Annotated in this window: 21 protein-coding genes and 1 tRNA gene; 2 read left to right on the plus strand and 20 right to left on the minus strand. The window is 62.9% G+C overall.

The annotated features are described in order from the left end of the window. Nucleotides 1-120: 120 nt before the first annotated feature. Nucleotides 121-1,086 carry a TAXI family TRAP transporter solute-binding subunit gene (locus FVF75_RS03595; RefSeq protein WP_148376362.1) on the minus strand — a complete coding sequence of 322 codons (966 nt, stop codon included), beginning with the start codon at nt 1,084-1,086 and terminating at the stop codon, nt 121-123. Between the two features lie 38 nt (nt 1,087-1,124). Beyond that, nucleotides 1,125-1,988: a MurR/RpiR family transcriptional regulator gene (locus tag FVF75_RS03600; RefSeq protein ID WP_246137984.1), complete on the minus strand. Its 864-nt coding sequence runs from the start codon at nt 1,986-1,988 to the stop codon at nt 1,125-1,127. A 115-nt stretch (nt 1,989-2,103) separates the two neighbouring features. On the opposite strand from FVF75_RS03600, the gene FVF75_RS03605 reads away from it, so the two are divergent. Both FVF75_RS03605 and FVF75_RS03610 read left to right on the plus strand, forming a co-directional pair. Next, nucleotides 2,104-3,426 carry an aspartate aminotransferase family protein gene (locus FVF75_RS03605; protein ID WP_148376364.1) on the plus strand — a complete coding sequence of 441 codons (1,323 nt, stop codon included), beginning with the start codon at nt 2,104-2,106 and terminating at the stop codon, nt 3,424-3,426. Beyond that, the gene (locus FVF75_RS03610; protein ID WP_148376365.1) at nt 3,423-4,187 is read left to right on the plus strand and encodes a beta-keto acid cleavage family enzyme; all 765 of its coding nucleotides are present in this window, start codon (nt 3,423-3,425) and stop codon (nt 4,185-4,187) included. The genes FVF75_RS03605 and FVF75_RS03610 overlap by 4 nt, the downstream gene beginning before the upstream one ends. Before the next feature lie 89 nt (nt 4,188-4,276). On the opposite strand, the gene FVF75_RS03615 is transcribed toward FVF75_RS03610, so the two are convergent. The 18 genes from FVF75_RS03615 to FVF75_RS03695 all read right to left on the minus strand — a co-directional run bounded on the left by FVF75_RS03615 (nt 4,277) and on the right by FVF75_RS03695 (nt 23,911). Further along, a complete protein-coding gene (locus FVF75_RS03615; protein WP_148376366.1) occupies nt 4,277-5,464 on the minus strand; it encodes a glycosyltransferase in 1,188 nt (395 codons plus the stop codon). Then, nucleotides 5,465-6,613, minus strand: coding sequence for a glycosyltransferase family protein (locus tag FVF75_RS03620; protein ID WP_187392958.1), 1,149 nt, complete (start codon nt 6,611-6,613; stop codon nt 5,465-5,467). It lies immediately after the preceding gene. After that, nucleotides 6,610-7,869: a hypothetical protein gene (locus FVF75_RS03625; RefSeq protein WP_148376368.1), complete on the minus strand. Its 1,260-nt coding sequence runs from the start codon at nt 7,867-7,869 to the stop codon at nt 6,610-6,612. The genes FVF75_RS03620 and FVF75_RS03625 overlap by 4 nt, the downstream gene beginning before the upstream one ends. A 465-nt stretch (nt 7,870-8,334) precedes the next feature. Then, complete coding sequence (locus FVF75_RS17480) at nt 8,335-9,228, minus strand: sulfotransferase family protein (RefSeq protein ID WP_281289565.1); 894 nt, start codon at nt 9,226-9,228, stop codon at nt 8,335-8,337. A gap of 29 nt (nt 9,229-9,257) precedes the next feature. Then, nucleotides 9,258-10,808, minus strand: coding sequence for a lipopolysaccharide biosynthesis protein (locus FVF75_RS17485; protein WP_187392960.1), 1,551 nt, complete (start codon nt 10,806-10,808; stop codon nt 9,258-9,260). A 60-nt stretch (nt 10,809-10,868) separates the two neighbouring features. Continuing rightward, on the minus strand, nt 10,869-11,783 hold the full coding sequence (locus FVF75_RS03635; RefSeq protein ID WP_148376369.1) for a hypothetical protein: 915 nt from the start codon (nt 11,781-11,783) through the stop codon (nt 10,869-10,871). Further along, on the minus strand, nt 11,783-12,049 hold the full coding sequence (locus FVF75_RS03640) for a spike base protein, RCAP_Rcc01079 family (protein WP_148376370.1): 267 nt from the start codon (nt 12,047-12,049) through the stop codon (nt 11,783-11,785). The genes FVF75_RS03635 and FVF75_RS03640 overlap by 1 nt, the downstream gene beginning before the upstream one ends. A gap of 108 nt (nt 12,050-12,157) precedes the next feature. Beyond that, the gene (fcl, locus tag FVF75_RS03645; RefSeq protein WP_148376371.1) at nt 12,158-13,099 is read right to left on the minus strand and encodes a GDP-L-fucose synthase; all 942 of its coding nucleotides are present in this window, start codon (nt 13,097-13,099) and stop codon (nt 12,158-12,160) included. Between the two features lie 246 nt (nt 13,100-13,345). Continuing rightward, entirely contained in the window at nt 13,346-14,194 is an 849-nt protein-coding gene (locus FVF75_RS03650) for an FkbM family methyltransferase (protein WP_148376372.1), read from the minus strand. Nucleotides 14,195-14,420: 226 nt separating this feature from the next. Beyond that, nucleotides 14,421-15,542, minus strand: coding sequence for a GDP-mannose 4,6-dehydratase (gmd, locus tag FVF75_RS03655; protein ID WP_148376373.1), 1,122 nt, complete (start codon nt 15,540-15,542; stop codon nt 14,421-14,423). Between the two features lie 30 nt (nt 15,543-15,572). Continuing rightward, nucleotides 15,573-16,826, minus strand: a complete 1,254-nt coding sequence (locus FVF75_RS03660) for a WcaI family glycosyltransferase (RefSeq protein ID WP_148376374.1) — start codon at nt 16,824-16,826, stop codon at nt 15,573-15,575. Nucleotides 16,827-17,017: 191 nt separating this feature from the next. Further along, nucleotides 17,018-17,290, minus strand: coding sequence for a sugar phosphate nucleotidyltransferase (locus FVF75_RS03665; protein ID WP_148376375.1), 273 nt, complete (start codon nt 17,288-17,290; stop codon nt 17,018-17,020). Between the two features lie 98 nt (nt 17,291-17,388). Then, nucleotides 17,389-18,066 (minus strand): sugar transferase, encoded by a 678-nt coding sequence (locus FVF75_RS03670; RefSeq protein ID WP_246137985.1) that lies wholly within the window; start codon nt 18,064-18,066, stop codon nt 17,389-17,391. Between the two features lie 462 nt (nt 18,067-18,528). Continuing rightward, nucleotides 18,529-18,603, minus strand: a tRNA-Gln gene (locus FVF75_RS03675). Between the two features lie 65 nt (nt 18,604-18,668). Then, nucleotides 18,669-19,997, minus strand: coding sequence for a mechanosensitive ion channel family protein (locus FVF75_RS03680; RefSeq protein ID WP_148376376.1), 1,329 nt, complete (start codon nt 19,995-19,997; stop codon nt 18,669-18,671). A gap of 84 nt (nt 19,998-20,081) precedes the next feature. After that, nucleotides 20,082-21,782 carry a KpsE/RkpR family capsule polysaccharide export protein gene (locus FVF75_RS03685; RefSeq protein ID WP_148376377.1) on the minus strand — a complete coding sequence of 567 codons (1,701 nt, stop codon included), beginning with the start codon at nt 21,780-21,782 and terminating at the stop codon, nt 20,082-20,084. Continuing rightward, the gene (locus FVF75_RS03690; protein WP_148376378.1) at nt 21,760-22,419 is read right to left on the minus strand and encodes an ABC transporter ATP-binding protein; all 660 of its coding nucleotides are present in this window, start codon (nt 22,417-22,419) and stop codon (nt 21,760-21,762) included. The genes FVF75_RS03685 and FVF75_RS03690 overlap by 23 nt, the downstream gene beginning before the upstream one ends. 193 nt (nt 22,420-22,612) lie before the next feature. Next, the gene (locus FVF75_RS03695; RefSeq protein ID WP_148376379.1) at nt 22,613-23,911 is read right to left on the minus strand and encodes a Na+/H+ antiporter NhaA; all 1,299 of its coding nucleotides are present in this window, start codon (nt 23,909-23,911) and stop codon (nt 22,613-22,615) included. Nucleotides 23,912-23,926: the final 15 nt, after the last annotated feature.

Raw genomic sequence — 23,926 nt, forward strand, 5'->3', positions numbered from 1 at the left:
AAAACAGCCCTGCCGCCGGTCGCGGCGACCGCCCGGATCGGGCTGCGCAGGGGGCATCGCCGGTGGCGTCGCGGCGCAAACGGTGGAAGGGGGCAGAGACTGCCCCCTTCGCGGGTCGGATCACTCGATCCAGCCCTGTTCCCTGTAATATTTCGCCGCCCCGTCATGCAGCGGCGCGGACAGGCCCGCGGTCGCCATTTCCTGCGGCTCGAGGTTGGCGAAGGCCGGGTGCAGGTTCTTGAAGTCGTCGAAGTTGTCGAAGACCGCCTTGACCACGGTATAGACCGCCTCTTCGCTGACATCCGCCGAGGTCACGAAGGTCGCGCCGACGCCGAAGGTCGTCGTGTCCTCGTCGTTGCCGCGATACATGCCACCGGGGATCGTCGCCGTCCGGTAATAGGGGTTCTCGGCAACCAGCTTGTCGACGACCTCGCCGCTGACCTCGACCAGAACGCTGTCACAGGCGGTGGTCGCTTCCTGGATCGAGCCCGACGGGTGGCCGACGGTGTAGACCATCGCGTCGATCTGGTTGTCGCAAAGCGCCTGGCTCTGCTCGACGGCCTTGAGCTCGGTGGCGAGCGCGAAATCGTCGGTGGTCCAGCCCATCGCGTCCAGCAGAACCTCCATCGTGCCGCGCTGACCGGAACCGGGGTTGCCGATGTTCACGCGCATGCCCTTGAGATCCTCGAAGGACTTGATGCCGGAATCGGCGCGGGCGACGACGGTGAAGGGTTCGGGATGCACCGAGAACACGGCGCGCAGGTTCTCGAACGGACCGTCTTCCTCGAAGCTCGAGGTGCCGTGGAAGGCGTGATACTGCCAGTCCGACTGCGCGACGCCGAATTCCAGCTCGCCCGCGCGGATCGTCTTGATGTTGTAGATCGACCCGCCGGTCGATTCGACCGAGCAGCGGATGCCGTGATCCTTGCGGCCCTTGTTGACCAGCCGGCAGATCGCGCCGCCGGTCGGGTAATACACCCCGGTGACACCGCCGGTGCCGATGGTGATGAATTCCTCGGCCTGCGCGGCCGGGGCCATCATCGCCGCCATCGCGGCGCCGAGAACGGTCAGTTTCAGTTTGGACATCATCTTGGTCTCCCTTTTGGTGATGCTTGGTGGATGTCTCAACCGGCCCAGACTTCGCTGAGCCGGCGGTTGCTTTCTTCGACCTGTGCGATCCGCTCGCGGGCGGCGGGGCCGGCGCGCCCGACCAGCATGCCGACCATCGTTTCGACCAGAACCATCGTCGCGGCGTAGGACGAATAGAAATGCGGGCTGTCGGTCGGCACCACGAACCCGGCCGAGGCATGGCGCAGCGCCGGGCAGGCGTGGGTGTCGGTGATCACGATGACATAGGCGCCCCGTTCGGCGGCCAGTTCGGCGGTCGCGATCGACCGGGTGGAAAACGGCGGCTTGGTCACCACGATCAGGGCATCGCGGGCGTCCAGCCCGGTCAACCCGGACCCCAGCGACGCGCCCATCCGACCGATGACCGACCAGTTGTCGGCGCAGAAATCCGCGATATAGGCCATGTATTCGACCACCCCGGTCGAGCCGAGCGCCCCTGACAGCCGCACATGCCGCGCAGCGTGCAGCCGGTCCACCGCCGCCTCCAGCAGATCGCGGTCGATATCGGCGGCCATCCGCTCCAGGTTGGCCATGCAGGCGCCCACATGCGCGTCGAAAAACCCGGTCTTGCCGGTCGCGTGGTCTTTTTGCAGCGATGCCGCCCGTTCGGCGAAACTGTCGACCCGGCGGCCGATCTTGGTCCGCATCGCCTCGCGCAGATCCTCGAAACTGTCGTAGCCGATCGCTCGCGCCATGCGCGAAAAGGTGGCAGGGGCCAGCCCCGAGTCCTGCGCCACGGTGCGCAGCGAACGTGTGGCGATGTCAACCGGGTTGCGCGCGACGTATTCGGCGGCGTCACGCAACCGCGCGCTCAGCCCGTCGAAATTCTGCGCAAGCCTGTGCTCGAACGATCCATCCACGCGAACGCGCCCCCTCCCAGGAAATTTTCGCCTGCCCGAATACGTTTCATTTGTTTCACATATTGTCAACACGCGATTCATCTGTTTCAGTTCCCGCACCTGACAGGATACCCACATGACCCACGTTTTCCCCCGCCACTCCCGCGCCCGCATGCCCATCGCCGTTCGTGGCGAGGGGGCGTATATCTTCGATGCCGATGGCAAGCAGTATCTCGACGGGTCGGGGGGCGCGGCGGTGTCGTGCCTCGGCCATTCCGACCCGGACGTGATCGCCGCGATCAAGCAGCAGGCCGACAGGATTCCGTTTGCCCACACCGGGTTCTTCTCGTCCGAACCGGCGGAGCGTCTGGCCGACCGGCTGATCGCCCATGCGCCGGGCACGCTCGACCGGGTCTATCTCGTCTCCGGCGGGTCCGAGGCGGTCGAGGCGGCGCTGAAACTGGCGCGGCAGTATTTCCTGGAGCGCGGCGAGCCGCAGCGCACCCGCTTCATCGCCCGCCGGCAAAGCTATCACGGCAACACGCTTGGGGCGCTTGCGACCGGCGGCAACGAATGGCGCCGCGCGCCGTTCGCGCCGATGCTGATCGAAACCAGCCACATCTCGCCCTGCTACGAATACCGGGGCCGGGCCGCCGACGAGACGCAGGAGGCCTACGGGCTGCGCGTGGCCGACGAGCTGGAGACCGAATTGCAGCGCATCGGCCCCGACAACGTGATCGCCTTCGTGGCCGAGCCGGTGGTGGGCGCGACCGCGGGCGCGGTGCCGGCGGTGCCGGGCTATTTCAAGCGCGTGCGGGAGATCTGCGACCGCCACGGCATCCTGCTGATCCTCGACGAGGTGATGTGCGGCATGGGGCGCACCGGCACGCTGTTCGCCTGCGAACAGGACGGCATCACCCCCGATATCGTGACCGTGGCCAAGGGGCTGGGGGCCGGCTACCAACCGATCGGCGCGATGCTGTGCACCGCCGAGATCTATGACGCGATTGCCCAAGGCTCGGGCTTTTTCCAGCATGGCCACACCTATATCGGCCACCCGATCGCCTGCGCGGCGGCGGATGCAGTGGTGCAGAAACTGACCGAGGGCGGGCTGACAGAGCGTTCGGCCCGGATGGGCGCGGTTCTGGACGAGGCGTTGCGCGACGCCTTCGGCCAGCATCCGAATGTTGGTGACATTCGCGGCCGCGGGATGTTTCGCGGGCTCGAACTGGTTGCCGACCGCGAAACCAAGACCCCGTTTGCCCCCGAACAGGCCGTGCACAAGGCGGTGAAGGCCGCCGCCTTCGAGGCCGGGCTGATCTGCTATCCGATGGGGGGAACCATCGACGGGCAGACCGGCGATCACGTGCTCCTGGCGCCGCCATTCATCCTGACCGAGGCGCAGATCGGCGAACTGGTCGACAAGCTCGACACCGCCTTTCGCGCGGCGCTGCCATGACGCCCCTGCCCCGCCTGATGGTCGCGCCCAACGGCGCACGGCGCGGCAAGGCCGATCATCCGGCGCTGCCCGTGACCCTGCCCGAGATCGTCGAGACCGCGCGCGCCTGTGCCGAGGCGGGCGCGGACGGGCTGCACCTGCATCTGCGCGACGCGGACGGCGCGCATGTGCTGGACGCGGGGCTGTATCGCGAGGCTCTGGCCGAATTGCGCACCGTCGTGCCCGGCATGGCGATCCAGATCACGACCGAGGCCGTTGGCCAATACGACGCGCCGCATCAGCGCCGGGTCGCGCTGGATTCGGGGGCCTCCCTCGTCTCGGCCGCCCTGCGCGAGATGACCGTGGACACACCCGACAAGGTCGCCACCGAGTTCTACCGCGACTGCGCGGCGCGCGGCATCGCGGTGCAGCACATCCTCTATGGGCCGGAAGATTTCGACCTGCTCATCCGGCTCGTGCCCGCCCCCCTTCTGCGCAGCCGCGACCTGCAACTGATTTTCGTGCTGGGCCGCTATACCCGCGATCAGGAAAGCGACCCGTCCGATCTTGCGCCGTTCCTGCACGCATTGACCGAGCATGATCTCGCCCTCGACTGGGCCATCTGCGCCTTTGGCCGAGGCGAAACCGCCTGCCTTGTCGAGGCGCACCGGCGGGGCGGCAAGCTGCGGGTCGGATTCGAGAACTCGCTCTGGCACGCCGACGGCCAACTCGCCCGCGACAATGCCGAGCGCGTGCAGGCTGTAAGGGCCGCGTGCGCCTAGGACTCCGACCCGCCGGCAACGTCCCGCGACTGATTTGACAGGTCGGAATGATACCGAGACGAAGGAAAGGGCCAGCACCACCAAAGACCTCAATCCTTCTCGAGGCACCCGGCCAGGAACGCCGCCATCTTTTTCGCGCGATCGTCCCAGTCATATGCCGCCACAGCTTTTCGGCGCGCATTTCGCGCAGCGGTTTCCAGGCGGTCCGTCTCATCCACCAGGTCATTGATCCGACGCATCGCATCTTCGGGGCCATCTACGCGGAAATAATCGGTTTCGGGGTCGAGATCGGTGCCCGCCAGGGCATGCGGATATCCGACCACGGCAAGATCGGAAAAGACATAGTCGAGCGTCTTGAGCTTGAAGCCTCCGCCCATGGTTTCCAGGACGAGGCCAATACGTGCATCCGTCACAACGTCGCTCAACTCGTCAAAGCGGCTGATGAACTCCACGCTGTTGTGCTGGCGCGAGAGCCTGTCGAACAGACCGGGACGGCTTCGCCCCGCTATGCGCAGAGAGAAGCGGACATGCCCGGTATCTGCACGATACCGTTGATACGCGTTCAGAATCTCCTCGAGATTCGCAATCTTGGCGTTCCATTCGAAAGAACCGAGAAGAAGGGCAACCGGTTGGCGATCTCGCATCGGCAGGCTCGGTGCCTGTGAAACAGGGCGAAATCCCGGCGTCACCACGATGGCCGGCAGCGTTGGCGCCAACGTGCGGTATCGCGCGAAATCCTCGGATGTGATCGTTGTCAAACCGCGCACCCGCTTGAGCAAGTCCAGCTCCATCCGCCGGTATTTCTCGGCGTCGCGACGATGCAGGAACCGCTTGGCGGGGTTGCGAACTTTTGCGGCGATTGCGGGGCGAATGTCCGCGTCGACATTGTGCGAGACATAGACCGCCGGCACGCCATGATGCTCAAGCAGCCGCACCGCTGGCGCCATGACGGACTCATTGAGCAGCGCGATATCGAACGTCTCGCGGTCGAGAAGCGCCGCCAGCGCGCGATGCGCCGACGGTGGCATGGCGCGCTGCGCACCTCTGGGAAATCTCCCAAGGAGTCCGCGAATATCCGCGCCACGACCGGGTAATGTGTCGGTCCCGGCCCACCGGGCGTGGCTTTCGGCTGGCGGTTCGCGAAAACCGGAGCCACAGAAAACGGTTACGTCGAGATCGGGGTGGGCTGCCAATGCCTCCGCCAACTCCACCGAATAACGCAGATCACCTGCATGTGCAGGCAAAGGGAACACACGGGTCAGAAACAATACGCGCATTCAATCGTCCAAGGCTGTTCGCAAGACGGCCTCGATGGCTGCGCCGGGCGAATGCTCTTTCAGGAAGGCGCCGGAAATGGCCCTTGCACCGGAGTCGCAGTCAAGCAAAGCCGTCGCAATACGCGCCGGATCGGTGCAATCGGTCGCGCGCCCGAGGCCATAGCGTTCCACCTGATAGCCGATGAGCCCGGTGTTCTGGGTGATCAGCGGCCGCCCTGCCGCCACCGCCCAGTGCAGCACGCCGGACGAGCCGACATGGTTCTGGTAAGGCGCCAGGATGACGGCCGCACTCAGCACCTCCCGGGCAAGGTCGAGATCGCTGACGAACCGATCTTCGAGTTCAATTCGCATATCGGGCCGCCGTTTGCGGCACCCATCGCGCGCGCGCAGGAACCGATCGCGTTCATCGGCCCCAAGGCGTCCGACAAAGCGCAGCGCGTGGCCGGCATGGAAGGCGGGATCGAGCATTTCCCACGCGGCAAGCGCCTGGAAGATCCCCTTGCGTTCGGTCAGGGCGCCGAACACAAGGACCACGCGGCGCCCGTCGTCGCGCAGCGCCGGGCTGGCCGACGCGAGAAGCGAGAGGTCCGGCGCCGGGTCGGGCAGATAACGCAACGCCCCCGTGGCTCGCCCGGCGCTGCTGGCGGGTGCCACTTCATCGAGCGTCAAGAGCGGGCCACCCAGGGTGCGCCGTGCAAGTCTGTAGGTGGTCCATCGCCGCAGCGAGTCGATCCGGCTCTGCCATGTGTCCGCCAGCCCGTGCCGGTTGGGCGGGCGGAAGATCACGCCCGAGATGCGGCCACCGCCCGGTATCGGACGGGGATCGAGTGCCGCGGCGACCACGGCGTGGTCGAAAAATGGAAGGAATACCGGCCCCTTGCGGGCCTCTCGGCGCGCAGCCTGCCATTGCGCCCAGCCGCGCGCCAGCAACCGGCCCTGCGTCATGCGTGCCAAAGTGTCTGGCTCGATCACCACCACCTTACCGCCAAGCCCGGCCACGCGATCTCCGATCCGCTCGGCGATCTGCGGCCCGGTGACCAGCCGCAACCGCCCGACCCGCGCATCCCGCGCCGCCGCCTCAAGCACCATCTGCGCCCAAAAGGTACAATGCCCTTCGGTGAGGGGTTCCAGGTAGGTGAAGGTGGTCATGCCGCGTTCGTTCCGGCTAGAGCACGGCCAGAAAACAGAAGCATTCCGAACCCGATCGCAGCATCGCTCGCCACGAATGGCCAAGCGCGAAAATACAGAAAAAATGAAACTGAAATAATGATTGGCAGGAGTGATAGCTTCATACTCCAACTAGAATTACTCATGGCGAAATATTTCCAAATGACAAACAGGACGAGCAATGGAATCGCAATGAAGGCAGAGAAGTGGTAATTAAAGAAAATCATCGAATTGTCGATTGTGTTCCCCCCCCAAATGTCCGGGTCGCCGTAGGTTACGGCCTGACCGAGGCCGTGCGGCAGCGCGAAGTGCGGTACGTTGAACAGGTTCTCTAGATAAACCAAGTAGTCTCCATCGCCGCCGGTTGGTGTTTGGCCTGCCAAACTCCTCGCGGTTTTGTAGAACAGTTGTTCCACCGTTCGTGGGTCGATCCCGACAGCGGTGAGTTTCTTACCAAAAAACAAGAGCGCATTTCCAATTTGCTCTGAAGGTAATTGGCTAAGTTTGAACAGGATCATAGCAGTTCCAACAACCAAAAGCGTATTGGTAATTGGCGACAGTCGCCCCGAAAGCCGTACAGTTGTTGCGTGTAAGATGCCGATGATAAGTAGGGCCGCTATCACGAGGACTTGGCGATAGGAGGTCGTAGATGCCATCATGGCGAGGAGAGCGATACCAAATATCGGAACTAACCGAGCCTTTCGTCGCGCAAAGAAGAGAGCAAGCACAAGCGCAGGAAAAATGGGCGGGAAATATTTTCCTGAAAACCCATGCTCAATGAGGTTTGGCATAACGCCAGAGCGTACAAGAAGGTACAATAGCCCAGTGAAACCGATAGTTGCAGCACAAGTTCTATAGGCAATCTTTAGTCCGGTTTTCGGCGTGACGGAATGCAACCCGGCCAACGTGACGATCAACAGAAGCAACGCTCTAAAATCAGGGTAGTAGTCCTGAAAGGTCACACCGTTAAGTGCTGCAAACAACACGAACGGAATGAGCGCCATGGAGCCGCAGGCGAAGCCCAGAAATAGTCCTCGCGCGAACCGCAGAGTGATACGCATCGGCCAGAGGATTGCGACCAATGCGACGACGACGATGGGGATTTCGACACTGTAACCGAAATCGAACTTGAACAAAACTTGCGAGAGCGGAGAAAGCACCAGGATACCTAGCAGGCTCGAAACAACCCATAGATATGCCTCTGATGGGTGGGAAGCCCTAGAGTTCCAGCGTTGCACTGGTGGATGTGTCCTGGTTATTGGGTGTTCGGGGCCAGAGGTCATGGCGTCCTTCGCGAGAGGATTTGTACATACGTCAAGATCAGGGTTCAATCTTCGACGGCCAAAAAAGAGAGCAGACAAACCGTTTTGGAGAGTCTATCAACCTGCACAACCAAATTAGTCCCGATTAGAGGTCGCCGTCTTACCCACGTTCGTTTTAGCCAGTTCATCCACCCCATAAGGGCAACCCGGAAACGCGTCCAGCACCACCCGAACGCCTTCGAGGTCCTTGTCCGACAGATCCTCACGCCAACGCCCGACCAGCGCGTGCGCGTTTCCGGCTACAATAGCACGCGTCTCCAAGCGACTTCCGCAACTCCGAGAAAACCAAAATATGTGATTCCGTGAACCATTAGTGTGGTTCATCTTGATGGGTACACCCGTGCAATCAAAAAGAAGCGAGAACAACCTATTGAGGTGTCACTATGATGGTGTACTTTCGGAATGTCCATTGCGGAAGTCTGGGTAGAACGCTTCTAGCTCCAGCCCTGCTGCATCCGTTAGTGCCTGGATTTCGGTATTACTGAGTCGTTCCTTCCACAAGTGAACTAGTTTCGCGGCATCTCTATTCATACTGTGTAACACCTTTTCCGGTGGAACAACGACATCGCCCGTTGTCGATTCGATCAAGAACTTGCGGGCGCTCAGCGTCATTTCCACGCCCAAATGATTGAAGCCCTTTTGAGCCTCCTCGAGCGGTCGCAAACTCAAATCCTCGTGGCGCAGCAGCATGATCCTGCCACTGGCGCTCAATGCCTGCGCTCGAGCATCTCCGTAAAGTCGGCGCCACAACAAACCGAATTCCCTAGCTCTGGCCTCAGGTTCCAACTCGACACCGGCTTCCAAATGGCCATAGACGCCATTGTCCGAAAGCAAGGGAATGGGCCAATGCATCCTCTTCAACGACCCGTAGAGTGCGCAGGGGTGTCTCACGAGAATAAGAACGCGGAAATCGAATTCATTTGCTAACCAAAGACTCAACCGCATGGCAAATGGGTCTTTCAAGATCATGTGGTTGGCGGACGATTTCATTTGTTTTCGGTATGTCCAGTAGTCAGGCCCTCCACTCGTCAAAACGCGGACAATCGCTTTCATTGGCCCATCACTGGACCTTCGCATTCGGTATTTCGCTTTTCCTGTCACAATTTGGTTTACCATTTTTCGGAGAATTACCGCTTCGGCATGGGTTCTTACCTCAGGATACCAACTGGGCACTCCCCTTACCCCGGACGCAAAATTCAACGGCTCGTGCAGAACCACGCTGTTTCTAGCCTTGCTGAAAGCCGTTCCCATCCAGGTCGTTCCCGACCTGTGCATTCCAGTTATCAAACCGATTCTTTCGAAACTCAAAGTTCGCTCCCCTTCGATACCATTGCCCCGCGCGCCAGCGACACGATCACCAAGGGTCCGAAGATGATCGCATTCGCACAAAACGCAGCAATAAGCGCAAGCTCGGATTTCTGATCCTGGAGCAGATTGACCAGGCCCGCGTTCAGGACGAGCGAGAGCAGCACATACATGAGCAGCCGGACCTTGCACAGATCCACCAGGCTCGGTCGAACCAGATCGTAGCGGAAATGCGCAACAAGGCTCACCGCAAGCGAGAACACGCTCTGCCCGAGTGAAAAGGCAAGGACGAAGCCCATCACGCCCGCGCCGAACAGGCTTGCGATCGCGCCGGCGGCGAGGACGATAAGCAGTCTCAGGACGCTCAACACGCCCACCGCGCGCGCGCCGCCGGCGGCCTGGACGGCCCAGAAATACGGCGTGGCGACGCTCACCACGACCATGTTCAGCGCGAACAGGCGCATGGCGAGAACCAGGGGCGGCTCGACCTGACCAAGCCACACCTCGGCCACCCAATCGGCCGAGAAGACCAGCGCCGTCAATGCCGGCACGACCAGGACGATCTGGGTAACGAGCGCATCCCGCAACAAGCGATCGACCGCGCCCGTGTTGCCCTTGGCGCGCAACGCGGCCACCCCCGGAAGCAGGGTGCGCAGGGCTTCGGCAACCGTTTGATTGATCACCACCGGAATGCGCAGCGCAACGGTGAACACACCCAGTGCCGTGGCCCCCTCGAACCCGGCGACGGCGAATTGGACGAGGGGTTGATAGCCTCGGTCGGCAAGACCCAGAAGCCCGAAACCGTCCAGCGCGCGTCGGACATCCGACCGCGAGGCGACGTGCCCTTGCAACGGGAACTGGCGCGCGACGAGGAGGCCGCTGAGCGCGAACTCGGCCACCGCACCGGCAAGCAGCGCCGCCCCGAGCGCGATGCTGTCGCGGCTGATCGACATCAGCACGACGACCGCCGCACCCTGGACGACCACCCGCAGGATTGTCTTGATGTTGAACCAGTATTGCTGATGCTGCCCCATGCGGATGGCGATCAGCCACCCGGACAGCAGTTGCAACGCGCCGGCAAGCGCCGCCAGTGTTCCGCCGAGAAGTCCGTCGAGGTCGAAGCGCCAGAAAAACACCGCGGCGACGGCAAATCCGAAAACCGGGATGACCGCCAGCCGCACGAGCCACCGCAGGACCGGCAGCGTGCCGGCAAGCCCCTGGTGCGCAATCCGGTAGGTCAGCGCGTTGGTGACGCCGAGGTCGAGGATCAGGACGTTCAGGATGATCGCGCCAAACAGCGCCCATGTGCCGACCAGGTCCAGCCCGCCGATGCGCGCCAGAAATCCGATAAGGACGATGTTGACGGCGGTGCTGACAGCGAAAGACCCCCCGACCGCGACGCGCGTTCGCCGCAGGTTTTTCTGTGCATGCCTTTCGTCATCGCTCATCTCCCGGCCCCGCATTGAAAAGCTTGGCACCGGCGCGGCGCGCGACAGGGACGCCGCGATCGACCGTCGCCGCGCCGCGCCGGGCACCCGTGCGTCGTGCATGTGTCTGATCCGCGGATCGATGCGAGGCGGGGACGTTTGGTCACGTTGCTTGATGAACCTCTAGTATGCGCGCACCATTGTGACGCGTTTTTCCTGTGCCGCGACCGAAAAGCCATCCGTGACAACGGCGTTTTCCGTCGTCGTGGAGCTGCCGTCGGCGAACGTCACGGTGATGTCATAGGTGCCGGGCGGAGGTGACAGCACCAGCGTTTCCGCCGCGCGCGATGTCATGGACCCGTCGGTCTGGATGATACTGGTCATGCCGGTGCGGCCGGGCTCCCATTGCGGCAGGGCGATCCAGGCCTTTGCGCCGGACGCGATGTCGCACCACAGGACATCCGCTGCGTTGAACGCGCCCGCGGATTTTTGCGTCCGGTCTCGCCGCACCCGGACATAGCCGCCCGAGGTCACCGCCGGGTCGCCCGGGAGCTGGCCGATCGGTGGATAGCCGCCATAGCCGGTGCGCAGTGTGAAAGGCCCGGTGGCGCGCACCCAGGCCGAGGCCACCCAGTCGCCGGTACTGTCGACGGTGCGTTGCAGCGCCATGCGGGCGTTGCCGGTGCCAGCGCTGTTGTCGAGAAGGAAGGCCTTGCCGCCGGTCAACGCACCAAGCCCGGCGGCCCCCAGAAGGGCGGTATCGTCGGCCACCGACAATGTCGCGGCGGCATCGCCGGTCTTGTAGACCCCGGCGAGCGATATCGGCGCGCTCGGCGCGCTCGACCGGTTTGCGGACGCGGGTTCGAGCATGAGGCCACGATTGGCGCCGGCGCCGACGATGCGTGCGACATCGGACGCGACGGGAACCAGATCACCCGCACCGGTCGTGGTGACCGCCGCGCTCGGGCGCGCCAGGCTCCAGCCGGAGGTGTAGACCTGTTTCGAGAAATCCCACACCGCGCGCGGCACCCCCGACGCGCCGGCGTAGGCGGCAAGGGCCGAGCCGCCCCAGATCGTCTGCCAGTACGCCAGCGTCATCACCAGCCCACCATCAGTCCGGCGGCGGTCGTCCCGGTCGCATGGATGCGGGTGATTTCCATCGGGTGCCACCCCGGCAACAGCGTGGGCGTGGTCAGGGTCTCGCCGCCCATGGTGGTCACGCGCAAGCTGCCGGGGGTCGCGACATAGACGATCTGGGCGACCTGCGCGAGGTCCGCGCCGTCGTCCGGGGTGACCTCGGCAAGATGCGTGGGCGATCCAAGCCGCGAAATCGGGCGGCCTTTGAACTGGTTGATTGCCGTCATGGTTCGATCCTTGTCTGGCGATGTGTTGACGTGACCGACAATACCCGCGAACCCTGCCGAAAGACTGAACCATGCGTGCGCCACACCGGTCCGGGGCGCAACACCCCCTCAGCCCCGGCTCTCTGCCGCCAGCCAGTCGGCATAGGTCTGCGCGATCCCGTCGCGCAGTAGCCGGGCCTCGTTCCATCCAAGATCGTGCAGCCTGCCGCTGTCGATCAACTTGCGCGGGGTGCCATCGGGTTTGGTGCTGTCGAACACCAGCCTGGCCTCGTAGCCGACGACCTCGGAGATGATCTCGGCCAGCTCACGGATCGTCACCTCGACGCCGGACCCGACGTTGATATGAGACGCGTCGGAATAATGTTTCAGCAGGAAGACCAGCGCGTCGGCCAGATCGTCCGCATGCAGGAACTCGCGCAGCGGCGTGCCCGAGCCCCAGACCACCACTTCGCTGTCGCCGCGCAGTTTTGCCTCGTGGACCTTGCGCAGCAGCGCCGGCAGGACGTGGCTGGTCTCGAGGTCGTAATTGTCGCCGGGACCATAAAGATTTGTCGGCATCGCCGAGATCCAGTCATGGCCGTATTGCTGCCGGTAGGCCTGGATCAGCTTGATGCCGGCGATCTTGGCGATCGCATACCATTCGTTGGTGGGCTCGAGCGGGCCGGTCAGCAGGCTGTCTTCGGGGATCGGCTGCGGTGCCAGCTTGGGGTAGATGCAGGACGAGCCCAGGAACAACACCCGCTCGACCCCCGCATTGTGAGCGGCGTGGATGATGTTGGCCTCGATCATCAGGTTGTCATAGAGGAAATCCACCGGCCGGGTGGCGTTGGCCTGAATGCCTCCGACCCGGGCGGCGGCGATCACCACGGCGTCGGGGCGCGCGCGCGCCATCCAGCCCTGCACCGCCCGCTGATCGACCAGATCGACCACATCGCGCCCGGCGGTGACGACCTCGCAGCCCTCCCGCCCCAGCCGACGCACCAGCGCGCCGCCAACCATGCCGCGATGTCCCGCGATCCAGATGCGTTTGTTTTTCAGATCGTAGGTCAATTTTCATACACCTGTTCCGTTTAGGTTTCGTCTAGCGCCGTCGAAAAGCGCGAAAATTCTTGGAACCTAAGTCGACCGCTTTTTCGTTCGCACGCCACTACCTGACCACTTCATGTGAAAAACAAGCCGCCGTGTGCCTGCAAACGGGCACCAACCAGTCCTGAAACGCGGGAAACAGATCGTTCCGACCGCCCGCACTACCGCTGAGGCAAACGGATTCAGCGGATGCTGTTGTCGAAGCAGCCATCAAAACGAGACGCTTTCATGCGCGATCCAAATATCGAATTGTGAGACCCCGGGAAGTATTTGCCGATAACCGTATGGTCTTAGCTTCGCCATGATCCTTTCAGCATAGCCAGCCCGGAAATTGTGCTCAATGGCAAACAATCTGACTGTCCAGATGTCGAGGTCAAGTCCTGCCAACACTTCCAACTCAGAGCCTTCGGTGTCAATCGACATGAAGCTTATTGTTTTTGGTGCGTCGACTTCGGTCAGCGCCTCATCCAAACTGACGGTTTCAACATGATAGACACTACCATCGCGCTCATGCAGGTCCGTTTTCGCATGAGCCTGCAATGAAGATAGCTCGTGAAAACCCGATACCGAAAGAAACTCCAACTGCATGCCAGATTGGCCGTAGGCAGCCTTTTTTGATAAAGCCGCCGACCGGTTTGCCGCAATATTCGCATGCGAATGTCTGTTGGGTTCAATAAGAAGTCCGTTCCAGCCAAGTTCCGTTTCCAACAAGTAGGTGTTGGACAAAGACACACCGTCACCTACGCCGACCTCTACGAAATATCCTTCGGATCCATCGCCAATTAGAGCGGCCGCTAGCACATCTTGCAAAAGTTGACCCTTGGCGCGGGAATACAGTGAAGTCAGCGTCTTTTCGTATCTGGGCGGCATCTGTGCGATTAAACCCGTGAGAAGTGTGGCCTGGAGCAGCCGGGTTGGATCACGTCCCTCGGCATTCAGTTTTCGAATCATTGGACGGATATTGTACGGATCCAATTCTATCGCCCGCGTCAACACCGACGGTTGCCTTGACAACGCCAGAGTAGTTGAACGAGCGCGATTGAACAGTTTTTTCAGCATAAGCGAACCTCGATTTGGAATGTGTGGTCGAAAATGACCGGAATCGTACTTTTCGCCCTGAAGTTGATTGCGACACGTTCGGTCGCGGCTTAAGTGTAGCAGCGCACCAATTGCCTCGTCACAATTCCCCGGAGTTCATAAAACTCAGCTTGTTCAATAGTATAACTCCGGTTTCGACAGGGCGGCAGACATCCTGCCGGCAATGCGTGGAATCCGGAAACCCCTCTCACCGCTCCTCGACCGAAACCGGGATCTCCAGGCCATGCTCACGCAGCAGCGCATGGCGCCGGGCGGCTCTCAGGTCGTATGCCACCATTTCGGCACACATTTCCCGCGCGGTGACCTCGGGTTCCCAGCCCAGTTTCTGCTTCGCCTTCGACGGGTTTCCCAGCAGGGTCTCGACCTCGGCCGGGCGGAAATAGCGCGGGTCGACCCGCAGGATCACGTCGCCGGGCGACAGCGCGGGCGCATCGTCGCCGGTGACGGATACCACCGTCGCGATCTCGGCCTCGCCTTCGCCGGAAAACGCGAGTTCGATCCCGAGTTCCGCCGCGGACCAGGTCACGAAGTCCCGCACGGCGTATTGTTTGCCGGTCGCGATCACGTAATCCTCGGGCTCGTCCTGTTGCAGCATCAGCCATTGCATCCGCACATAGTCGCGCGCATGCCCCCAATCGCGCAGCGCGTCGAGGTTGCCCATGTAAAGGCAGGGCTCAAGCCCCTGCGCGATATTGGCCAGACCGCGGGTGATCTTGCGGGTGACAAAGGTCTCGCCGCGACGGGGGCTTTCATGGTTGAACAGGATGCCGTTGCAGGCATAGATGCCGAATGCCTCACGGTAATTCACGGTGATCCAGTAGGCATAGAGCTTGGCCACGGCATAGGGGCTGCGCGGGTGGAACGGCGTTGCCTCGCGCTGCGGCGTTTCCTGCACCAGGCCATACAGCTCCGACGTCGAGGCCTGATAGAACCGGGTGGTCTTCTCCAGCCCGAGAAAGCGGATCGCTTCGAGCAGGCGAAGGGTGCCGATTGCATCGACATCGGCCGTATACTCCGGGGCTTCGAAACTGACCGCGACGTGGCTTTGGGCGCCGAGGTTATAGACCTCGTCCGGCTCGACCTCACTCAGAATCCGCGTGAGGCTCGAACTGTCGGTCAGATCGCCATAGTGCAGGCGGAAACGCGCGCTGTCGGTGTGAGGGTCCTCATAGATGTGATCCACCCTTTGCGTGTTGAAGGATGACGCGCGGCGCTTGATGCCATGCACCTCGTAGCCCTTTTCCAGCAGGAACTCCGCCAGGTAGCTGCCATCTTGCCCGGTGATGCCGGTGATCAGCGCCTTTTTCATTTTCCGCCACACTCCAAATTCAACATTGCGTCAGCCACTGACCTCGCGGGGATTCGGGCCTACTGCACGGGTCATGGCGCACATCTCATCCTCGAACCGGTCCAGAACGGCGGTCCGGCTCCAGTTCTCAAGCGCACGGGCACGGGCCGCCGCGCCCAGGCGCATGCGCTCTTCGGGCCGATCGAGCAGGAAATCGACCGCGGCCGCCATTGCCTGTGCATCTCCGGGCGGTGTGTTGACGCCACAGCGGTCAATCTCGCGCCCAAGCGCGGTGTCGGGCCGGGTTGTGGCCACCACCGGGCGGCCCGAGGCAAGCATGTTCGTCAGCTTCGACGGCAGCATGAGGTCGGCCACTCCGGCAACCTGCGGCAACAGGTGAACATCGGCCATGCCCAGAAGATCCGATAGCCTCTCGAGCGGCTGAAGCGGGATGAACCGGATATTGCCGATCCCGCTCGACATGCCAACCAGGTCGTCGCGCATCGGTCCGTCGCCACAGATCACGACTGTAACATCGCCACGTCGTTCCAGCAGTCGGGCCACGCCGGGCAGGATGCCGAGACCCTGCTTGTTTGCCAGGTTGCCGGAATACAGCGCCACGTAGCCCGTGTTTATGCCCAGTTCGGCACGCATCGGCGAGGGGCCCTCAACCGGCGTCACCGCCTCGAGATTGGCCCAGTTGCGAAGCTCGACGACCCGCGCGCGCGGCACCCCCTTTTGTCTCAGCTTGGCCAGCATCGGCGCCGAGATCGAGCTCACCCGATCGAACCGGCGCAGCACCCATCCCTCGAAGGCGCGGGCCGCGCGGCCGATCCATCCGTCCTGGTTGAGAAGCCCGGTGGTAAAGGCCGCCTCGACCTCGAAATCCTGAACGTGAAGCCAGCACCGCGCCCCGGCCAGGCGGGCCGTCAACCAGCCGACCGGCGCCGCGATCAATGCCGGAGCGACAACCAGAACGAAATCGGGCCGGCGACGCAGGCCCCACCAGAGCGTGACCGGCAACGACGCGACGGCAAATGAAACGTGGTGCAGGATACGCCGCGCACCGCTCGGCTTTGACGGGACATAGAGCGGACAATGCATCACGTCGACGCCATTTCGACGCTCGAACCGCCAGCCTTGCCGCCATCCATCCATGATCTTCCACGCCGGAAAATACGGAAGCGCGGTGACCGCTGACACTTCATGTCCGCGAGACGTCATGTCTTCTGCAAGGTCGGTGGTGTAAACCGCTGTAGAGATGATTTCCGGGGCGTAGTTTATGCCGAGGATCAATAGCCGCATCGGACTATGATCCCTTGCCCTTTGGGCGGACCGGGGCTGCTTCGGCGCGGTCGGCGGCTTCGGTCGACTTGGTTTCGGCTTCGTGGCCTCGACCCTCGCAAGACCAATACTGGCAGAGTTCGGTTTCAGCGTTCTACACCCCTGGCGCGATCGGGCACACCCGCGGATCGGATTTGATTACCGGCTTTTCATCATGGGATGCGCGCATACACATCCTCGTGGCGCACGATCTCGTCCTCGCCCAGGTATCTGCCGGTCTGCACCTCGATCAGCGTCTTGCCGGGGTGCTCCATCCGGTGGCGCGAGTTCCAGCCCGCCTGCCTAGCCTGACAAGCAAAGGCCGAGGCCTGAAACAGGGTCAGCTCGCCCATCAGCGGCAAGAACTGCTTGGGGCAGGATTGCCGCGACAGGGGCCACAACCGTGTGCCCGATCCGCCGCAGAGGATGACTGGAGTAATCTTCATTCTGTCAGAACGTCAAATCGCAAGACGCAGGGCACGTTCGTTTGTTTCGCTCTGGTTGCATGGGGCAACAGGTCAAGACCTCGTTAGGCATCGGATTCTCACACTCCGGTTCGCTTGATGACGGCCCCGACCGTTCTCAGTATCAGCCGAAAATCGGTGCCGAATGAGTAACCCTTGCAATAGCAAAGATCCAAATCCACACGCTCATTATACAGGGTCTCATTGCGGCCGTAGACTTGCCACGGCCCGGTAATACCCGGCCGGACGCTGAGCAGTAACGGGAGACCATCCCCGTATCTTGGGTGTTCGTCTACCGTCACGGGTCGCGGGCCGACCACAGACATGTCGCCGCGAAGCACGTTCAAGAATTGCGGCAATTCGTCGAGACTCGTCATTCTGAGAATGCGACCGATTCGCGTGATGCGCGGATCATCCTTTAATTTGAAGTCCTGCTCCCATTCCGCACGCGCGTCGGGGTTTTCAGCGAGGAATTCCTCAAGCCTGTTATCCGCATCCGGAATCATGGTGCGAATCTTGTAGCACTTGAACTCGCGACCGCCTTTTCCGACCCTGCTGTGCGCGAATATCGACTTGCCACCGTCCAGATGAACCATGAATGCCAAGAAGGCTGTCGCCGGCAAGATCAGGGGGGAAATCACAACCACGAACAAGACATCAAACAACCGCTTGCCGTAGCGTCGATACAGGCTGTGGTTTTGACGTTTCGCGCGCGTGCGATAGACAAGGCGATCACGCAACCCCACATTGTCAGACAAACAACTGTTCCTCGTGAACCCAAATTGCCGCAGGTATTGACGAAATTCTTTTTCTGCGTGTCATGCGATCGCGCTATCCAGGTCATCAAACTCAATGCACCTAAACAACCATAGGCTGATTTCTGAATCAAGTGACGATCTGGCCGCAAACGAAGTCGCGCCGAAACATCGACTTTGGGCAAAAATTCCGACGCGGTGCCGGTTCCTGGCCCATCGGATCGCGCTCACCATTCGGCCACCCGCGCCGCCCCGCGATTGGCCGATGGGGCGCGAGGAACGAAGGCCGCGTCGTGCGAAACCATGACCGGCGATTGAGCAAAGGCAGTCTTCACCCGGGAACATGAGATCACCACGCAATCCCCACGATCCGATTGCGGCGCGAACGGCAAGGGCGCAAAGCGCTGACAAGCCCGCGCTTGCGGTTCGTTCGGGGCGTATCGGTTCAGTTGCCATGACGGAGACTGGCTGGGGTGGTAGGATTCGAACCTACGGTACACGGTACCAAAAACCGCTGCCTTACCACTTGGCTACACCCCAACAGTGCGGGCCGTTCCTACTCAAACCGGCCCGACCCTGCAAGCCCAAAAACCCGGGCCCCGCGCTCACTCGGCGCGCGCGCCGTGCTTGAGCAGGTCGTCGGCGTCGGTGCTCTTGCGTTCGTCGTTGACCATCTGTTCAAGCTCGTGCTCCGCCGTGGCCTGCACGTCCTGCACCGCCTCGGGCGCGGCCTCGGTGATGGCGCGTCGGGGGGCGACGGGCGCGGCCTGCAGCGGCGGGATCGGCACGCCGGCGGCATCCTTGACGAGCAGACGGTAGGTCGGTTCCGGCATCTCGATATCGGCCCTGTCGAAGGCGATCAGCACCTGGCGGATCGCCTCGGAGCGGGCCGCGAACAGGTCGGTCTCGCGCTGGTCGATCCAGCCGACCACGGTCATGCCGATGTCCGACCCGCCCAGTTCAGTGGTCCAGGAGTTCACCGCGGGCGCGCGCAGCACGAAGGGCAGCGCCGCCACGGTCGCCTCGGCCAGCGCCTTGGCGGCGGCAAGGTCGGTGCCGTAGCCGACGGCGATGTCGAACTTGAAGCGCCGTTCGGGGTTGCGCGAATAGTTCACGATCCGGCTTTTGAACACCGTCGCGTTGGGGATGCGGATGTGGTTTCCGTCCCAGCTTAGCAGGATGGTGGCGCGCGAGGTCAGGCGGATCACCTTGCCCTCGTCGCCACCGATCTCGATGGCGTCGTTGGGGCGGAACGGCTGGCGGATCGACAGAAGGATCGAGGCGATGAAGTTCTCGACGGTGTCGCGCACCGCGAAACCGATGGCCAGACCGATGATCCCCGCCGCCCCCAGGATGGTCGACAGAAGCGCCGTCGCCCCCATGATATCGAGCGCCACCACAAGCCCGGCCACCAGCGCCGCCAGCTTGATCAAGGTGCGGTAGATGTCGGCGATGAAGGCGTTGGGGGCCAGACGCTCCCACGGCTCCTTGCGTCCACCGATGAGAAAGCCGATCCAGACCACAACGGCAAAGGCGACCAGCGCCACCGCGATCAGGGGCAGGAAGGCCACCGTCTGCTGTATCCGCGACACCAGCCGTTCCCACACCGGCGTCAGCCGCTCGGTCACGCTGGTGGACAATGTCACCTTGTTCTCGATCGCAACCACGCCCTCGACCCGGCCGATCAGCCCTTCGAGCTTTTCGGCGGCGCTGGCATCCAGCGTGGTGCCGCGCAGGGTCACGATGCCGGCCTTGACCACGACGGTCACGTCCTCGTAGCCCTCGAGCTCGTGCAGGATATCGCGGATGCGGGTGGCGATGGCGGCGTCGGTGACGGCCTGCTCGGCGGTGGTGCCGCTGCCCGGCACGATGGCGCCATTCTGCGCTTGGGCCGGCAGCGCCAGAAAGATGAACAACAACAGAACTCGAACCATACCCGTCCCTTCCCCGGTTTTGGCCGAGACTAGACGGGTCGGCGCGAAGGGGAAAGGCGGATCGCCGCCTTTCCCGATCGGGACCTAGCCGGTCACCTGTTCACGCAGGATCGAGGCGGTGATCGAAACCATCAGGTAGATGCCCGCAAAGACCAGGAACGCCAGCACGGTATTCTCGAAGGCGCGCGGATAGGTCGGGCGGTCGGGCGCAACTGGATGCACGCCCATTTCCAGATAGCGCGTCTGCTTGTTGGCCTCGATGCGGGCGCTCTCGAGTTGTTGCAGCGCCTGCTGCATCAGGATCGTGCGCGTCTCCAGGTCGGATTGCGCAACGGCAAGCTGGCCCGAAATCTGCGCCAGGCTCTCGCCGGTGCCGGCGGTGCCGCCGGATTCGGTCAGCTTCGCGCGCAGCGATTCGATCAGGCTTTCCAGCCGGCGGATATCGCCGCGCACGCCTTCGACACGCGCCTGGTTGGGCCGTGCGTTGTCGAGCAACTGTTCGAGTTGCAGGCGCTTTTCGCCAAGCTGAACTTCGAAGGTGTTGATCTGGCTCATCACCGCGCTGGCGTCCGATGTGGCATCGAACACGCCCATTTCCTGTTGCAATTGCAGCACGGCGGCCTGCGCGGCGGCGCGTTTTTCCTCGGCTTCGCGGAAGCTTTCGACCGCCCCGGCCATCTGGTCTTCGCGCAGCCGCTGGGTCAGGTTGTCGACGCGCTCCTCGGCATAGCGGATCAGCGCCTCGGAAAAGGCCGCCGACATCTCGGGGCTGGCGGCGATCACCTCCATCTTGATGATGCCCTCGGTCGGGTCGAAGCCGATCTTGACGTTGCGCTTGAACACCTCATAGGCGTCCTCGTTCGAGGCATCCGGTGTCAGCCGCTGGATCGGGTCGATCTCGGGGGCCTGGAAATGCGCCTTGAAGCCCAGTTCGCTGTCGAGCCTGAGCAGCGCGTCGCGCGAAGTCAGATAGCTTTGCACGGTGATCGAATCCTGGCTGGTGGCCAGGCCCGATCCGGCGAACAGGCTGCCCAGCCCGGATGCACCGCCGCCATCGGCCTTCTGGATCACGAATTCGGACTTGGTGGCATACATCGGCGTGGCGATCTGGTAGTAGTAATACCCCGCCATCAGCGTCGGCAGCAGCACGAAGAACGCCAGCCGCGTGAACAGAAGCGCCAGTTTGCGGCGGCGGCGGCGCGCGATGTCGCGCTGGATCTCGATCACCGATTTCGCCCGCTCGGCGATGTCCATCACGCGGGTCGAGGGCAGGCTTTGCTTGTTGGGCACCGTCTGCGGCAGCTTGACCTGGTCCTCGCGCGCTTGCGGCGGGCGGCCATCGGCAGACACAAGTTCCAGCATGTTGGCCTGAAGGAACGGGTCGATCCCGGCCCGGCGCAACAGCCGCACCGCATCGAAATCCGAGGTTGCCGGCAGCCCGTGTTTCTGCGCCACCCGGCGCGCCATGCGCAACTGTCGCCCGGTCAGCCCCTCGCGGCGAATCGCGGCGATTTCCTGGTCGGCGGCCACTTCGGCGGGGCTTTCGACGGCGCCATCGCGCACCGGCACCCGGCCCGCCCCCGCGACTGCACCGCGACCCGCCGTCGCGAATCCCTCGGCCGGAAACCCGTCCTCGGTCCCGTCGAGCGCAAGCTGTTCCATCGCGTTGAGCACCCGCGCGCCGCTCCTCGCCGCCGGTTGCGTCTCGTCGCGCTCGACCGGCGGCACGGTGGCCCCGGTGGTGCGGCGGATGCGGAATTTCTTAGCCTTGGGTTTCGTAGTCATAGAGCTGTTTCGCTTCTTCCAAGGTGTCAAATTTATGCAATTGCCCGTTCAGCAAGACTGCGGCGGAACGGCAGAATTTCTCGATCGTCTTGGCCTGGTGCGACACGATCACGACGGTGGCGTTCTCAAGCCGCTGGCGCAACACGTCGCCCGCCTTGCGGTTGAACTCGGCATCGGTGGTCTGCGGCATCCCCTCGTCGATGAGATAAATGTCGAATTCCAGCGCCAGAAGCAACGAGAACGTGAATCGCGCCCGCATCCCCTGGCTGTAGGTGGCGACCGGGAAGTCGTAGTATTCCTCGAGCCCGCAGAGCCAGCGGGTGAACGCCTCGATATAGTCCGGGTCCAACCCGTAGAGCCGCGCGACGTAGCGCGCGTTTTCCTTGGCCGACAGCTTGCCGACCACACCGCCCATGAACCCCAGCGGGAACGACACCCGGCAACCACGCACCACTTCGCCTTCGTCCGGTTTCTCCAGACCCGCCATCATGTTGATGATGGTGGTCTTGCCGGTGCCGTTGGGGGCGAGGATGCCCATCGAATTGCCGATGTCGACGCGGAACGACGCGTGATCCAGGATCACCTTGCGCTGTTTCCCGGTCCAGAAGGACTTGCTGACACCTTTGAATTCGATCATCGCGTGTTGGCTTTTCCGCTGCTTCGTCCGACACCGTCCCGGGCCGCTTCGCATAAGTCATAGAGTGCCAATAGGGCGCCATTATGTCTGCAAATCGGGCAACAATCCAATGCTCAGGGCATTATTGCGGCCAAAATCGGGCTTTACGCGGGGGAAATCGGGCGCGTGCGGCGGCGCCGGCTCCTCTCGCGGATCAGCCCTTCTGCTTGCTGACCCCAAGCAGCCTGGCGGCGATGACCGACAGGATCACCGCGCCGAAACTGAACAGTGCGCCCATCTTGGCGGCGTCCTGCACCGGGCCGGACGGGAAGGCGACCGAGGCGATGAACAGCGACACGGTAAAGCCGATGGCGGCGACGAACCCGATCACCACCAGATCGGCCATGCGCATCCCCAAGGGCAGGCCCAGCCTCAGAGGCCGCGCCGCGAGCCAGCCGAACAGGAAGATGCCGACCGGCTTGCCGATCAACAGCCCCGACAGGACCAGCCAGGTCGGTGTGCTGATGGAGGCGAACTCGAGCCCCGCATTTGCCAGTCCGAAGAAGAACAGGATGATTTCCACCGGATATTTCAGCGCGTGCTCGACGACATTGAGCAGGTCATGCAGGTATTGCTCGGCCTCGGAAAAGATCCCGAAGGCCCTGTCGGCATGGGGAATCGCGGGAATCACCGGCAGTAGGCCCAAGGCCGGGTGCAGGCCGGCCTCGGAAAAGCCGAACCAGCTTGCCACGCCGGCGACCGCATAGGGCCAGAACGACAGCCTGGCGCGCACCCAGGTCGAGGCCGGGCGTGCCTGGTTGCCCCGGTCGAGCCGGCGCGGCAGCCAGTTGAACAGCACGAACGCCGCCGCCGCCGCGCCCGCCGACAACAGCAGCCATTCCGGCGCGATCTCGGCCGAGGGATAGAACACCGCCAGGATGATCAGCCCGGCGGCGTCATCGGCGATGGCCAGAAGCAGCAGGAACCGGACCGCCGGATGCCCGCCGCCGAACACCAGCCGTCCGACGAGGTAGGAAAACGCGATATCGGTGGCAGTCGGGATCGCCCAGCCGCGAAACACCGCGTCGAAGGTCTCGGACCCCAGCAGCATCGCGATCCCGAGGTAAACCACGACCGGCCCGGCCATGCCGCCCGCCGTGGCAATCAGCGGCGTCGCCGCCTTGCGGCCGCGCAGCGCGCCGTTTTGCAGGATCACCGCCTCCCAGACCTCTTTCGCGGCCATCGCGAAAAACAGCGCCATGAGCACGTCGTTGATCAGGAAATGCAGCGTCAGAACCCGCTCGACGTCGCCCACTTCATAGGCCGCGGCATCGGCCCCGAGGGCCGCGGCCCAGTGATGAATCTCGTCCCCGACCAGCGAGTTGAACCAAAGCGGGTATTCGACGAAATGGCGATAGGACTGCGGGTCGACATTGGCCCAGATCAGCGCCAGCACCGTTCCCGACACAAGCAGGACGGAATAGGCCGTGATGAAGTTCCAGACCCGATACATGCCCCCTCCCCCGAC

Origin of the sequence: Maritimibacter fusiformis (genome assembly GCF_008086115.1) — a bacterium.
Lineage (GTDB): Bacteria > Pseudomonadota > Alphaproteobacteria > Rhodobacterales > Rhodobacteraceae > Muriiphilus > Muriiphilus fusiformis.

Coding starts and splice junctions, on each gene's coding strand:
- FVF75_RS03595 (WP_148376362.1), bottom strand. CDS start 1,086: ATGTCCAAACTGAAACTGACCGTTCTCGGCGCCGCGATGGCGGCGATG.
- FVF75_RS03605 (WP_148376364.1), top strand. CDS start 2,104: ATGACCCACGTTTTCCCCCGCCACTCCCGCGCCCGCATGCCCATCGCC.
- FVF75_RS03610 (WP_148376365.1), top strand. CDS start 3,423: ATGACGCCCCTGCCCCGCCTGATGGTCGCGCCCAACGGCGCACGGCGC.
- FVF75_RS03615 (WP_148376366.1), bottom strand. CDS start 5,464: ATGCGCGTATTGTTTCTGACCCGTGTGTTCCCTTTGCCTGCACATGCA.
- FVF75_RS03620 (WP_187392958.1), bottom strand. CDS start 6,613: ATGACCACCTTCACCTACCTGGAACCCCTCACCGAAGGGCATTGTACC.
- FVF75_RS17480 (WP_281289565.1), bottom strand. CDS start 9,228: ATGCACAGGTCGGGAACGACCTGGATGGGAACGGCTTTCAGCAAGGCT.
- FVF75_RS17485 (WP_187392960.1), bottom strand. CDS start 10,808: ATGCACGACGCACGGGTGCCCGGCGCGGCGCGGCGACGGTCGATCGCG.
- FVF75_RS03635 (WP_148376369.1), bottom strand. CDS start 11,783: ATGACGCTGGCGTACTGGCAGACGATCTGGGGCGGCTCGGCCCTTGCC.
- FVF75_RS03640 (WP_148376370.1), bottom strand. CDS start 12,049: ATGACGGCAATCAACCAGTTCAAAGGCCGCCCGATTTCGCGGCTTGGA.
- FVF75_RS03650 (WP_148376372.1), bottom strand. CDS start 14,194: ATGCTGAAAAAACTGTTCAATCGCGCTCGTTCAACTACTCTGGCGTTG.
- gmd (WP_148376373.1), bottom strand. CDS start 15,542: ATGAAAAAGGCGCTGATCACCGGCATCACCGGGCAAGATGGCAGCTAC.
- FVF75_RS03660 (WP_148376374.1), bottom strand. CDS start 16,826: ATGCGGCTATTGATCCTCGGCATAAACTACGCCCCGGAAATCATCTCT.
- FVF75_RS03665 (WP_148376375.1), bottom strand. CDS start 17,290: ATGAAGATTACTCCAGTCATCCTCTGCGGCGGATCGGGCACACGGTTG.
- FVF75_RS03680 (WP_148376376.1), bottom strand. CDS start 19,997: ATGGTTCGAGTTCTGTTGTTGTTCATCTTTCTGGCGCTGCCGGCCCAA.
- FVF75_RS03685 (WP_148376377.1), bottom strand. CDS start 21,782: ATGACTACGAAACCCAAGGCTAAGAAATTCCGCATCCGCCGCACCACC.
- FVF75_RS03690 (WP_148376378.1), bottom strand. CDS start 22,419: ATGATCGAATTCAAAGGTGTCAGCAAGTCCTTCTGGACCGGGAAACAG.
- FVF75_RS03695 (WP_148376379.1), bottom strand. CDS start 23,911: ATGTATCGGGTCTGGAACTTCATCACGGCCTATTCCGTCCTGCTTGTG.